Source organism: Halomonas sp., assembly GCF_052095765.1.
In the GTDB taxonomy this organism is placed as follows: domain Bacteria; phylum Pseudomonadota; class Gammaproteobacteria; order Pseudomonadales; family Halomonadaceae; genus Halomonas.
Genome location: NZ_JBQDJZ010000080.1, coordinates 1 through 12,338, shown reverse-complemented (window position 1 = coordinate 12,338; position 12,338 = coordinate 1). Strand labels below are relative to the sequence as shown.

10 protein-coding genes are annotated in these 12,338 nt (G+C 53.5%); all 10 read left to right on the top strand.

Annotated features, from left to right (window positions below; translation table 11 throughout):
* Positions 1-1,001 (top strand): OmpP1/FadL family transporter (locus tag ACTH3D_RS10410; RefSeq protein WP_441667014.1); only part of this gene is annotated, 1,001 nt, incomplete at its 5' end.
* A 375-nt stretch (positions 1,002-1,376) separates the two neighbouring features.
* A protein-coding gene (prfB, locus tag ACTH3D_RS10405; RefSeq protein WP_441667013.1) for a peptide chain release factor 2 occupies positions 1,377-2,472 on the top strand; the annotation gives its coding sequence in 2 pieces (ribosomal slippage) (positions 1,377-1,448 and positions 1,450-2,472; 1,095 coding nt in all).
* A gap of 95 nt (positions 2,473-2,567) precedes the next feature.
* Positions 2,568-4,106 carry a lysine--tRNA ligase gene (gene lysS, locus ACTH3D_RS10400; protein ID WP_441667011.1) on the top strand — a complete coding sequence of 513 codons (1,539 nt, stop codon included), beginning with the start codon at positions 2,568-2,570 and terminating at the stop codon, positions 4,104-4,106.
* A gap of 358 nt (positions 4,107-4,464) precedes the next feature.
* Positions 4,465-4,671, top strand: a complete 207-nt coding sequence (locus tag ACTH3D_RS10395) for a (2Fe-2S)-binding protein (RefSeq protein ID WP_441667010.1) — start codon at positions 4,465-4,467, stop codon at positions 4,669-4,671.
* A gap of 166 nt (positions 4,672-4,837) precedes the next feature.
* Positions 4,838-5,314: a bacterioferritin gene (bfr, locus tag ACTH3D_RS10390; protein ID WP_441667009.1), complete on the top strand. Its 477-nt coding sequence runs from the start codon at positions 4,838-4,840 to the stop codon at positions 5,312-5,314.
* A gap of 40 nt (positions 5,315-5,354) precedes the next feature.
* Positions 5,355-5,927, top strand: a complete 573-nt coding sequence (locus ACTH3D_RS10385) for an isochorismatase family protein (protein WP_441667008.1) — start codon at positions 5,355-5,357, stop codon at positions 5,925-5,927.
* A gap of 229 nt (positions 5,928-6,156) precedes the next feature.
* On the top strand, positions 6,157-7,908 hold the full coding sequence (locus ACTH3D_RS10380) for a type I secretion system permease/ATPase (RefSeq protein ID WP_441667007.1): 1,752 nt from the start codon (positions 6,157-6,159) through the stop codon (positions 7,906-7,908).
* Between the two features lies 1 nt (position 7,909).
* Positions 7,910-9,298, top strand: coding sequence for an HlyD family type I secretion periplasmic adaptor subunit (locus ACTH3D_RS10375; protein WP_441667006.1), 1,389 nt, complete (start codon positions 7,910-7,912; stop codon positions 9,296-9,298).
* A 5-nt stretch (positions 9,299-9,303) separates the two neighbouring features.
* On the top strand, positions 9,304-10,860 hold the full coding sequence (locus ACTH3D_RS10370; RefSeq protein WP_441667005.1) for a TolC family outer membrane protein: 1,557 nt from the start codon (positions 9,304-9,306) through the stop codon (positions 10,858-10,860).
* Between the two features lie 2 nt (positions 10,861-10,862).
* Positions 10,863-12,236 carry an undecaprenyl-phosphate glucose phosphotransferase gene (locus tag ACTH3D_RS10365; RefSeq protein ID WP_441667004.1) on the top strand — a complete coding sequence of 458 codons (1,374 nt, stop codon included), beginning with the start codon at positions 10,863-10,865 and terminating at the stop codon, positions 12,234-12,236.
* Positions 12,237-12,338 lie beyond the last annotated feature (102 nt).

Below are 12,338 nucleotides of genomic sequence, written 5' to 3'. Positions count from 1 at the left end.
CCCAGTGGGCCGCCTGTTCGATCAGGCCAAATCCACGTGAAGTGACGAAGAACCCGTTTTATGCGCACCCCGTGAATGACCAGCTGGCGTTCGGTTTTGGCGTCTATGCACCTTATGGGTCCAAGACCGATTATGAGAAAAACTTCCAGGGCCGCTACTTTGGTAACTATACCGAAGTCACAGTGATCAGCGCCCAGCCGACGGTGTCGTATCGCTTCAACGACCAGTGGTCAGTGGGTGCTGGGGTGACCTATAACCGCGTTGAGGGTGAGTTACATCGCCAGATCCCCAGCGAGCCCGGCTATAACCAGGCAAATGATATCGATGCCCGCGTGGATGGCGACGACGATGCCTGGGGTTACAACATTGGCGTGATGTTTCAGCCAGTACCGGAAACGACCATGGGCCTGACCTATCGCTCTGAGGTCAAGTACAAGCTGGACGGAGACTTTAAAGCTGTCGACCCGATGGGTAATGTGATTCAGAAAGATAATGCGCACCTGAAGCTGACGACCCCCGAAACGGTCAACTTCTCTGTGACCCAGCAGATGACCGATAGACTCAAGTTGATGTTTGGTGCCTCCTGGTCGCGCTGGAGTAAGTTCCAAGAAATTAATGTGACTGGGGATGCCATCCCTCAAATCACCCAGGAGACGCAGAACTACAGTAACGCTTGGGCCTTCGCCGCGGGTGGTGAGTACCAACTAACCCCAGAGTGGGTGCTGCGTGCGGGCTTGACGCTGGATGATACGCCGAGTAACGACGAGCACCGCAGTGTGCGTATTCCGTCCGACGATCGCCGCATCTTCTCGCTGGGTGCCGGCTGGACGCCGATGGAAGACCTGACCATTGACGTGGCCTATTCTTACCTGACCGAACGCACCACCGACGTGGAACAGGTGCGCAGTGATCATCTCGGCGGTATCGGTGGTACCACCTACTCAGCCAAGTACAAGAACGAAGCACACGGTATTGGTGCACAGATGACCTACCGCTTCTAAGCTGATGCCTTAGGCATGCTGCCTGACACCAACCCGCCGCCGCTGCGCGGCGGTTTCGGCATGTGAACAGGCCTCCTACGAAACCCGGTGCATGTCGTGATTTTCACAGGGGTTGGTAGGAGCGACCTTTAGGCCGCGATGGCGCCGTCAGGCGCCTGGATAACGTCACTGACCCATACTCGTTCCCACGCTGCTGAGTGGGAACGCATAATCATTACTGGCTGGCTGCTTTACCGCCGCCCAGGATGACGGGCTGCGCGGCTTTGGCTACAATACTCTTCCTTTGTGATGGCGGCCTAATGGGTCGTTTTTTCTTTTCTTCGCCATGTCCCTGCTTTCTGGCAGAGGATATCGGTAAGCAGCAGAGCGAGCTCCATGGAAACCAACCCAATTCATAACCTTCTCAAGGACCTGTCTGAACGGACAGACGTCCTGAGGGGGTATCTTTGACTATGCCGAGAAGAAAGACCGGCTAGAAGAAGTCTCGCGCGAACTGGAAGACCCCAACGTCTGGAATGATCCGGACTACGCCCAGAAGCTGGGCAAGGAACGGGCCGCTCTGGAGCAGGTGGTGCAGACCATCGACGAGCTGGAGCAGGGCGTTGGCGATAATGCCGACCTGCTGGAACTGGCCGAGATGGAAGACGACGAAGACACCGTTGCAGAGGTCGAGCGTGAGCTTAAAGCGCTGCAGCAGAGTCTGGCCAAGCTGGAGTTCCGGCGCATGTTCTCTGGCGAGATGGACGCCAACGGCGCTTACCTGGATATTCAGGCTGGCTCAGGCGGCACCGAGGCCCAGGACTGGGCCAACATGCTGCTGCGCATGTACCTGCGCTGGGCTGAGCACCACGGTTTCAAGGCTGATATCACCGAGCTGTCTGCCGGCGACGTGGCGGGCATCAAGTCGGCCACCATTCATGTTCAGGGTGACTATGCGTTCGGCTGGCTGCGCACGGAAACCGGCGTGCACCGTCTGGTGCGCAAGAGTCCGTTCGATTCTGGTGGCCGTCGCCATACGTCCTTTACCTCGGTGTTTGTTTCACCGGAGATTGATGACAGCTTCGAGGTCGATATCAACCCGGCGGACCTGCGCACTGACACCTATCGTTCCAGTGGCGCCGGTGGCCAGCACGTCAACACCACCGACTCCGCTGTGCGTATTACCCACGAGCCAACGGGTATCGTGGTGGCGTGTCAGAGTCAGCGCAGCCAGCACGCTAACCGTGACTTCGCCATGAAGCAGCTTCGTGCAAGGCTCTGGGAGCACGAGATGGACAAGCGCAACGAAGCCAAACAGGCCGCGGAAGACTCCAAGTCGGATATCGGCTGGGGCAGCCAGATTCGCTCCTATGTGCTGGACGATCAGCGCATCAAGGACCTGCGCACCGGTGTGCAGACCAGTAACTGCGATCGGGTGCTGGACGGTGAGCTGACCCCGTTTATTGAAGCGAGCCTCAAACAAGGGCTCTAGTCCGACTTGATTGATGTCCGGGGCTTATGTCCCGGATTTATGTCTGAAGCAGGCGACGATTTTTCCTTTAACAGGCAGGATAACCAGGCACAACCATGTCTAACCAGGACTCTTCCCCGCACGATGAAAACCACCTGATTGCAGAGCGTCGGGCCAAGCTTGCCGAACGCCGCGAGATCGCTGAACGCGAAGGTGGTAGCGCCTTTCCCAATGACTTTCGCCGCGACAGCTTGGCCGCAGAGCTGATTGCCGAGCTGGGCGACAAAGACAAGGAGGCGCTCGAAGCGCTGGCGCGGCCTGCAGCGGTGGCTGGGCGCATCATGCGCAAACGTGGCCCCTTCATCGTGATTCAGGATGTATCCGGTCAGATCCAGCTGTACGTGGATAAAAAAGGCCTGCCCGAGGCCATGCTAGACGATGTTAAAGGTTGGGATATCGGCGATATTGTTGCGGCGCGTGGCCCGGTGCATAAGTCTGGCAAGGGTGACCTGTATGTCATGATGGAAGAGGCGAGGCTGCTGACCAAGAGCCTGCGCCCGCTGCCCGATAAATTCCACGGTCTGACTGACATGGAGGCCCGCTACCGCCAGCGTTATGTGGACCTGATCATGAACCCCGAGTCGCGCCAGGTGTTCGAAATCCGGGCCAAGGTGGTTAGTGCCATGCGTCGCTTTTTTGAAGGGCGCGGCTTCATGGAAGTGGAAACGCCGATGCTGCAGCAGATTCCCGGCGGCGCTGCGGCGCGTCCTTTCGTGACGCACCACAATGCGCTGGACCTGGACATGTACCTGCGCATCGCCCCAGAGCTGTATCTCAAGCGTCTAGTGGTTGGCGGCTTCGAGAAGGTGTTCGAGATCAACCGCAATTTCCGCAACGAAGGGCTGTCCACGCGACACAACCCCGAGTTCACCATGATCGAGTTCTATCAGGCTTACGCTGACTATAAAGATCTGATGGACCTGACCGAAGAGATGCTGCGCAGCATCGCCACCGAAGTGTTAGGCAGCCCGGTTGTGACCAATACCCGGCGCGATGCCCAAGGCGAGGTGGCCGAGACCATCGAGTACGACTTTGGCAAGCCGTTCACGCGCATCAGCGTGTTCAATGCCATTGTTGAGTACAACCCGGAAATTGACGATCTGGCGCTAGCTGACGACGTCGCCGCCCGGGAGGTTGCTCGTGGGCTGGGTATCGCGGTCAAGGATAGCTGGGGGCTGGGCCGGGTGCAGATGGAAATCTTTGAAGAGACCGTCGAGCACCTGCTGATTCAGCCGACCTTCATCACCGACTATCCCACCGAAGTCAGCCCACTATCGCGGCGTAAAGATAGCGACCCCTTCGTTACCGAGCGCTTCGAATTCTTTGTCGGCGGTCGCGAGATAGCTAACGGCTTCTCAGAGCTCAACGACGCAGAAGACCAGGCCGAGCGTTTCGCTGCCCAGGTGGCCGAAAAAGACGCCGGCGATGTGGAGGCCATGTACTTCGACGCCGACTACGTGCGTGCCCTGGAAGTCGGCATGCCGCCCACTGCCGGTGAAGGTATCGGCATCGACCGGCTGGTGATGCTGTTCACCGACAGCCCATCGATTCGCGACGTGCTACTGTTCCCCGCCATGCGGCCCGAAGCCGAGTGAGCTAACGTCGTTGTTTTAAAGCAATCGACAGGTGGTGTTGTCCTTCGTGGGAGTGGCCTTCAGGCCGCGATGGCGCCGTTAGGCGCCTGGACCGGCACCGAACCTGCGGCTGGCACCTACCCCCACCGCCGCTGCGCGGCGGTATCGCAGTACAAGCGCTGCTCCTGCGGAATCTCTGTATGTCATTGTTTTAAAAGCAATCGATAGCTGGTTTTGCCCTTCCTAGGAGTGGCCTTCAGGCCGAGAAAGGCGCCTAGGGTGAGCTTTTTACAGCCAGGGAAAAATACTTTCAATAAAGTACTTGCGATAGCGTCTGCGAATCATTTACATTTACCCTATAGCAGCGAGGGGAAATGTCATGTACGTATGTCTTTGCAAAGGTGTCAGCGATCACGCCATTGTGGCAAGCGTCGAGCAGGGCGCTCGCAGCTGGCGTGATGTGCAGCGTGAAACCGGCTGTGGTACCCAATGTGGTAAGTGTGCCTGCATGGGCAAACAGATGGTGCGGGAGGCTGTTAGCGAGCAGTTATCCTTGGCGCGTGAAGGTCTTGCCTACGCGGTTTGATTATCGCGTGACGTATGCAAGCATCGTACTGATTCTTATATCGATTAATGGCAGCCTGCTGACGTGTTGTCTACACTGTTTTGATGACAGTTGTGGTGACAGCAACGGCGGCGTTCGTGCTATGGTGAGCGCTGAATCTTTTTAACTCGTCAAGCGAGGCGCAACCATGAAAGGCGATCCCAAGGTAATTCAGTTTCTCAATACCGTGCTGGGCAACGAGTTGGTTGCCATTAACCAGTACTATCTTCACGCCAAGATGTATCAGGACTGGGGGTTGGCTGCGTTAGGTGAGTGGGAATACAAAGAGTCCATCGAGGAAATGCAGCACGCCGACACTCTGATCGAGCGCATCCTTTTTTTAGAAGGCCTGCCTAATCTCCAGGATTACGGCAAGCTGATGATTGGCGAAAACGTTCGCGAGATGCTTGAGTGTGACCTCAAGTTGGAGCACAAGGCGCGTGCCGACCTGCTGGACGCCATCGACCATTGCGAAAAGGTTCGCGATTACGTTAGCCGTGACTTGTTCCGTGGCATTCTTTCCGACGAGGAAGAGCATATCGACCACCTTGAAACCGAGCTTGGGCTGATCGAAAAAGTCGGCATCGAAAACTACATGCAGACCCAGATGAAAAAAGCCGATTAAACTCTGCGTTTAACGTCGCTTGGCGTGAGGAGTTTTTATCATGCTGTTGAATCGAGACAAAAGCCTGCTGTTGATTGTGGATCTTCAGGCCGGTTTACTGCCTGTTATCGATGGTGGCGAGCAGGCTGTCAATGAAGCGATTTGGCTTGGTGGTGTTGCCGAAGCGCTGGAGATTCCGATATGGGTCACCGAGCAGAATCCCAAAGGGCTGGGTGGTAGCGAGCCGCGCCTGCTAGAGGCCTTGAGTAAGCATCAGCTATGGACCAAGTGCCACTTCGATGCACACCATGAGCGAGAGTTTGCCCAGGCGTTGGAAGCCACAGGGCGTCGTCAGATTGTGCTGTGTGGGTCTGAGGCACACATTTGTGTGCTACAGACCGGCCTTGGGCTGCTTGCCGCCGGTTATGATGTTTTCCTGCTTGCCGAGGCATCTGTGAGTCGACGTGCAAAAGAGGCTGCTTTGGCTGGGCGTCGGCTGGAGCGTGCGGGCGGGTGTATCGTCAGCGCCGACATGGTGGCCTATGAGTGGCTGAAGCGCTGCGACAGCCCCACCTTCAAGGATGTGCACCGTGAGTTCTTGCGCCCCCGAGCATCAAGAACGCTGCGGTTTTAGTGTTCTTTTTGACCAGCTGTTGCCTGCCCCTATTGCGACTTAATTAATATCCTCCGCTGCGACGAGCCCCTTATGGAGAGTGCTGCTTTTCGGTGTCAGGATCTTTCTGAGCGAAGGCTTGCGCAGCGTTGCTATCCTATCCAGTCGAAGCCACCTTCTGGTATGCTTCCGGGCCATGATGTATTTGATAGTGACGTAACCCTCCTCTCCCTCAATGGTGAAACACCCCATGGCAAAGGAACAAGATGCCACTGACCTGCAGCTTGCACTGAAGGCATGCCGCAGCTCGTTTATATCAGTTGGTTTTTTCAGCATGTTCATCAACCTACTGATGCTCGTGCCTCCCATGTACATGCTTCAAGTCTACGATCGTGTGCTTTCTACGCAGAGCGAAGAAACGCTGTTGATGCTGACTTTGTTGGTGATCTTTTTGTTTCTTGTAATGGGTGGGCTTGAGCTGGTGCGGTCACGCATATTGGTTCGAGTTGGCAATCGGCTAGACACTATGATCAATCAGCGTCTTTATAGCGCTATGTTTCGTCGCAGTTTGATATCTCAAGATGGTCAGAGTGCTCAGCCGCTTAGTGACTTGACTTCGCTACGCCAGTTTCTGACGGGCAATAGCCTATTTGCTTTTTTTGATGCGCCTTGGGTGCCCATCTACATTGGAGTCATGTTCTTGTTCCACGCGTGGCTAGGTGTTTTTGCTATCGCGGCGGGCATTATTCTCATTGTACTGGCGATTACTAACGAAAAATCTACGCATAAATTGCTTTCTGAAGCAAATGGCGAGCATATCCAGGCTCAGAATCTAGCAAACTCTAATTTGCGAAACGCTGAAGTTCTCCATGCTATGGGTATGTTGCCTGGCATTATGGGGCGGTGGTCCAAGCGCCATCATGAGTTCTTGAGCAAGCAGTCACGCGCCAGTGATCGAGCGGGCGCGTTGACCAATGCGTCTAAAGTTTTCCGTATGATGGCTCAGTCCTTAATTCTTGGTTTAGCCGCACTGCTGGTTCTTAAGGGCGAGCTGACTGGAGGTATGGTGATAGCTGGCTCCATACTGATGGGTCGGGCGCTAGCGCCAATTGACCAAATGATTGGTGGCTGGAAGGGCTTCGTCAATGCCCGAGGTGCTTATAAGCGCTTGAATGTGTTGCTCAACCAAATCCCTGGAGAACAGCAGCGCATGTCGTTGCCACGCCCTGAAGGTTACTTGAGTGTAGAGAATATCGCTGCTGCCCCTCCAGGGTCGCGTATTATCACTATTCGTGGGATTACCTTCGAAGTTGATAAAGGTGAACATGTCGGCATTATTGGTCCAAGTGCTGCTGGCAAGTCTACCTTGGCTCGAGTTTTGCTTGGCATTTGGCCAAGCCAAGTTGGTGATGTGCGCCTTGATGGTGGTGATATAAACCAATATAACCGCGATGAACTTGGCCCTCATATTGGGTACTTGCCGCAGGATATCGAGCTGTTTGATGGCACGATTAGTGAGAACATCGCGCGTTTTGGTGACGTGGATGCAGAAAAAGTGGTGCAGGCCGCGAAAAAGGCTGGCGTGCATGAAATGATTCTCGAGCTGCCTAACGGCTATGATACGGTTATTTCTGCCGGTAGTGGCTCGTTGTCTGGCGGCCAGAGGCAGCGAATAGGTCTGGCGAGGGCGCTTTATGACAACCCTGTACTAATCGTGCTCGACGAACCTAATGCCAACCTTGATGATGCTGGTGAGCGTGCTTTGGCTCAAGCGATTGCGCAGGTAAAAGCTGAAGGGGCTACGCTGTTTGTCATTAGTCATCGACAGAGCGTGCTCAAGCATATGGATAAGTTGTTAGTTATGAAAGACGGGCAGATTAACATGTTCGGCCCGCGAGACCAAGTGTTGGCAGAATTTGTTAAAAAACCTCGTGCCAAGGTAAACCAGCAAAGTGCAGCCCGGCTGTCTGCTGCTGGCTCCGGTCAGGGTGGAGAATCTTGATATGAAAAATAGCAATGAGGGCCAGCACCATATGCCGGTGCGGAAGGAAATTGACGTCACTCCAAAAGGCCCAGTCACCATTGATGGTGAGGCCATAGAAGCACTTCCCACTAGCGATAAAAGTTACCGTAGCTTGGGGTTTGTTGTTCTTCTGGTTGCTTTGGGCGGCTTTATGTTATGGGCCACTACTGTCAAGTTAGCTGTGGCAGTTATAGCGCCAGGTGATGTTTCTATGGCATCTTTTAAGCGTAGCATTCAGCATCTGGAAGGCGGTATCGTAAGCGAACTTCCTGTCGCTGATGGCGATGTAGTCAAGGCTGGTGACCCCTTGTTGGTGTTGAGTGACACTCAAGTGCGTTCACAGAGAGATATTGCTCGCTCCCAATACTTGATTAATCGCGCTATGGAAGCTCGTCTTCTTGCTGAGCAGCAAGGTGCTGATACTTTAGTAATCCCTGATGACTTGAAGGATCTTGATAATCCGCGTGTCCAACAGATTCTTGATGTGCAGCAGGCGCTGTTTCATGCGCGACGACAGTCCTCTCAGAGTACGCTTCAATCCATTGACGAACAAAACAAGCAGATGGAAGAGCAAATTTCTGGCCTCAGGCAGCGTATTGATGTCAACCGCCGTCGCGTTGCTTCGTTAAAAAGTGAAGCTGATGATTTTCGCGCCTTATTTCGTGAAGGGCTAGGTGATAATCAGCGGTTGCGTGAGTTAGAGCGGCAAGTGCTTGAGTATGAAGGGAATAGTGCGGAGTTCCAGTCTCAAATTGCTCAGCTAGGCTCGCAAATCAGTGAGAACCGCGCCCAACGAGAAATTCGCAAGCAAGAGTTTCAAAAAGAGGTGGGTGAGCAGCTTCGAGAGGCTCAAACAATGATTGCTGAAGCTGAGGAGCAGGTAACGTCGTTATCTGATCAAGTGGAGCGCACTGTCATCAGGGCGCCTGTTTCGGGGACCGTGGTTGGAAGGACGGTCCACTCTAAGGGTGCAGTAGTGCGTAGTGGCGATACTGTCATGGAGGTGGTGCCTTCCAATGATGGTTTTGTTATAGAGGCTCGGGTGCCCGCTCGAGATATTGATAATATTTACCCTGGGCAGTATGCAGAGATCCGTTTTTCAGCATTCAATCAGAAGACGACAACGACGATTCCAGGTGAAGTAGTTCATGTGAGTGCAGACAGCTTCGAAGATGAAGCCACGGGGCAGCGCTATTATAGAGCGCGCGTGCAAGTCTCTGAAGAGGGTAAAAAAGAAATGACTGATGAAATGTATTTGCTCTCAGGTATGCCTGCCGAGGTAATGATCCGTACTGGGCAGCGTACCTTTGCTAGTTATATCGCCAAGCCTATCGCAGACATGCTTTCACGCTCGATACAACAGGACTGATAAGTATGTCCAGTAACTATTCTTTTAAACACAAAGCGATAGGCTCGCTAGTTCTTGCTGTCGCGATGGCTAGCTTATCAGTTAGTGTTTCAGCGCGTGCCCAAGATGCAGATATTCAATCGCGCCACCCTGTGGAATGGCAAGAGAGGGTTGGTGGTAAAGATAGCCCTGCCACCATAGTAGAGCTATCTTCATTTGAGCAGGCTATAGATCTTGAGCAGGTCACGAGAGAGTCGGCGCTAGCGCACAGTGCGCTTCCCTCGCTTCCAGAGTTGTTTGCTAGGGCGTTGAAATATGATGCGAACCTAGCGCGTGAACGTTACGAGCTGGAGGCAACTCAGGAAGAGGTTCCTATGGCGCGTGCGCGCTTGTTGCCTGAGCTCAGTGCTACCGGAGGCTATCAATGGCAAGACTCCAGCAACATTCAAAGTGATCCCGACGGCTTTGGTCTCGACCGGACGGCGACTCGGCCTGGCGAATATACAGAGCACTATTGGAGCGCACAGCTATCTCAGCCGTTGTTTAGTCTGGAGCGCTGGCGCCAACTAGACGTAGCTGATGCTCAAGTTGGTGTGGCTGAATTCAGCCTGGCGTCGGTAGAGCGTGATTTGGCGCTCAGCGTCAGCGAAGCTTACGTTGAAGCGTACCTAGCGTCACAGCGCCTAGGGCTGTTGAACGCTCAGCAGAAGTCCCTTGAGTTACAGCATCGTCAAGCTAGTCGCGCTTATGAGTTGGGGGTGGGTAATCGAGTAGATTTGCTTGAAGCACAGTCACGCTTAGACCAAGCGATTGCTGATGCCGTTGAAGCCGAGAATGAGCTGGATAATGCGTTAAGTGAGCTGCAGCGTCTGACCGGCATTCGTCCTAATATGCGCGGTTTAGCCCTTGGTGAGCTGTCTAATGTTAGTTTGCAGCGTGATTGGGGAAGTGCCGATGACTGGCTTGCTCGTATTGGCAATAACCTAGATGTCAGGCTAGCCCAGCAGCAGCAGACTGTTTCAGAAGCCGACACTGATATCCGCCGTAGTGGGTATTATCCAGAGCTAAATCTCAATCTGAGTTATAGCGATCGAGATAGTGGTGATGAGTTGCGCACCAGTAAAGACTATACGGCTCGGGTAGAGGTGAGTGTGCCAATATTCCAAGGGGGGTATACCTATGCTTCTGTGCGCCAAGGCGAAAAGCGTATTCTGGCTAGTCAGGCTGTAGTAGATGATCAGCGTAACCTTGTATCGCAGGATGTTCGTCAGCGCTTAAGAGCTATCAACGGCAATGTGCGTAGGCTTGACGCGCTTCAGAAAGCTATTAATTCAAGCCAGCTATTCCTTGATGCTGCATCACGTGGTGAACAGCTGGGATTGCGTGATTTGGTCGATGTGCTTGATGCTCGCGCCAGTTTTTATGATCAACGTATCAAATATGTCGACACCATTGGCAGCTACATACTGAATATGCTGGCATTGCAATCAGCAATAGGTGACTTGGAAAGTAATGATCTAGAAAGCATCATGAGCCTGCTGACTCAGATTACTCACGCTGAAGGTGGCGCGACCGAGTACTGACCATGCCTGCTACAACTCGAGATTGGCAGCGCCGCGCAATGCGTACTTTTGATGCAGTTATCGCTGTGCTGCTACCTTTGTTAGTGCTGGCTGGCATGCCTCATATCGAGCACGCTGATGGGGTGGAATACCCTTTGCTGATTCTGGCAGGTGGCCTATTACTGCCATCATGTGGAGAGTTGCTGGGGTTATATCAACCATGGCGTGGAAGAAGCCTGTTTACCATGCTAGGTGTTTACAGCATGGGTTGGCTGATTGCTGTGATTCTGCTCAGTCTTTTTCTAGTTGCTGCTCAGAGTGTTAGCATTTTCTCTCGTACCTGGATGCTACTCGCCTCTATCAGCGTATTGGCAGCGGGTTTAGTGACCCGCTCACTGCTCTACCTGTGCCTGAGAGGTATTCGTTCTCGGGGCCGCAACACCAAGAGAGTTTTACTTATTGGCACGCCTAACAATATCGCACGCATTCAGCGGCGCCTCGAGGCAATGCCCTACCTTGGCTATCAAATATCAGCCACGCTACCGGATAACCAGGAAGATAATTCCGCTTTGATAGCGCAAGTGCAACAGCTGGCGAGTCGCAGTGCTTTTCAAAGAGAGTTCGATGAAGTCTGGCTAAGCTATCCACTGGCTAACGGCGACTGTGTTAAACAGTTGGCCGCTGCACTGATGATGGTGCCCGTTGATATCCGCTACTTCCCGGACCTTTCTGATGTACGCCTACTGAACTACCGCGTCACCCAAGTCGCAGACATGTTCTCCCTCGACCTGAACCGCTCACCACTCAGCGGCCCGACACGGCTCATCAAGGTACTGGAAGACCGGCTGCTTGGCGCAGTGCTGTTCGTTATATTTCTTCCTGTCATGCTGATAACTGCTGCCGCAATACGCTGGAAAATGGGCACACCAGTTCTGTTCAAACAGTACCGCCACGGCTTGAATGGCAAGCGTTTCCGCATATACAAATTTCGGACCATGGCACTTCATAGTGCAAGCAGCACCCAGCAAGCCCAGCACAACGATATGCGGGTTACTCCATTAGGCGCTTTTTTGCGCCGTACTAGCTTAGATGAGCTGCCACAATTATATAACGTACTCCAAGGCCGTATGTCTCTGGTCGGCCCGCGGCCACATGCCATGGATCACAATGAGCATTATAAAGAGCTCATTGATACCTATATGCAGCGTCACCGCGTCAAGCCAGGCATGACTGGATGGGCTCAGGTTAATGGTCTGCGCGGCATCACCGATGACGTGGCGCTAATGCACAAGCGCGTTGAATATGACCTTTACTATATCGACAACTGGACCCCAGCTTTCGACCTAAAAATCCTCGCTATGACGATTACTAGGGGATTTATCAATACACAGCCCTGATGTACAAGCCCTGATACATCACACTAGCATATAGCCCTGACTCATGTCCCTAAGTGCCTAACCGAAAGTTTTCGTGCATAATGTATGTAGGATAACTGACAC

What these genes read in the sequence shown, in the direction of transcription:
- bfr (WP_441667009.1), top strand. Translation starts at nt 4,838, where the DNA reads ATGAAAGGCGATCCCAAGGTAATTCAGTTTCTCAATACCGTGCTGGGC.
- ACTH3D_RS10395 (WP_441667010.1), top strand. Translation starts at nt 4,465, where the DNA reads ATGTACGTATGTCTTTGCAAAGGTGTCAGCGATCACGCCATTGTGGCA.
- ACTH3D_RS10385 (WP_441667008.1), top strand. Translation starts at nt 5,355, where the DNA reads ATGCTGTTGAATCGAGACAAAAGCCTGCTGTTGATTGTGGATCTTCAG.
- ACTH3D_RS10375 (WP_441667006.1), top strand. Translation starts at nt 7,910, where the DNA reads ATGAAAAATAGCAATGAGGGCCAGCACCATATGCCGGTGCGGAAGGAA.
- lysS (WP_441667011.1), top strand. Translation starts at nt 2,568, where the DNA reads ATGTCTAACCAGGACTCTTCCCCGCACGATGAAAACCACCTGATTGCA.
- ACTH3D_RS10365 (WP_441667004.1), top strand. Translation starts at nt 10,863, where the DNA reads ATGCCTGCTACAACTCGAGATTGGCAGCGCCGCGCAATGCGTACTTTT.
- ACTH3D_RS10380 (WP_441667007.1), top strand. Translation starts at nt 6,157, where the DNA reads ATGGCAAAGGAACAAGATGCCACTGACCTGCAGCTTGCACTGAAGGCA.
- ACTH3D_RS10370 (WP_441667005.1), top strand. Translation starts at nt 9,304, where the DNA reads ATGTCCAGTAACTATTCTTTTAAACACAAAGCGATAGGCTCGCTAGTT.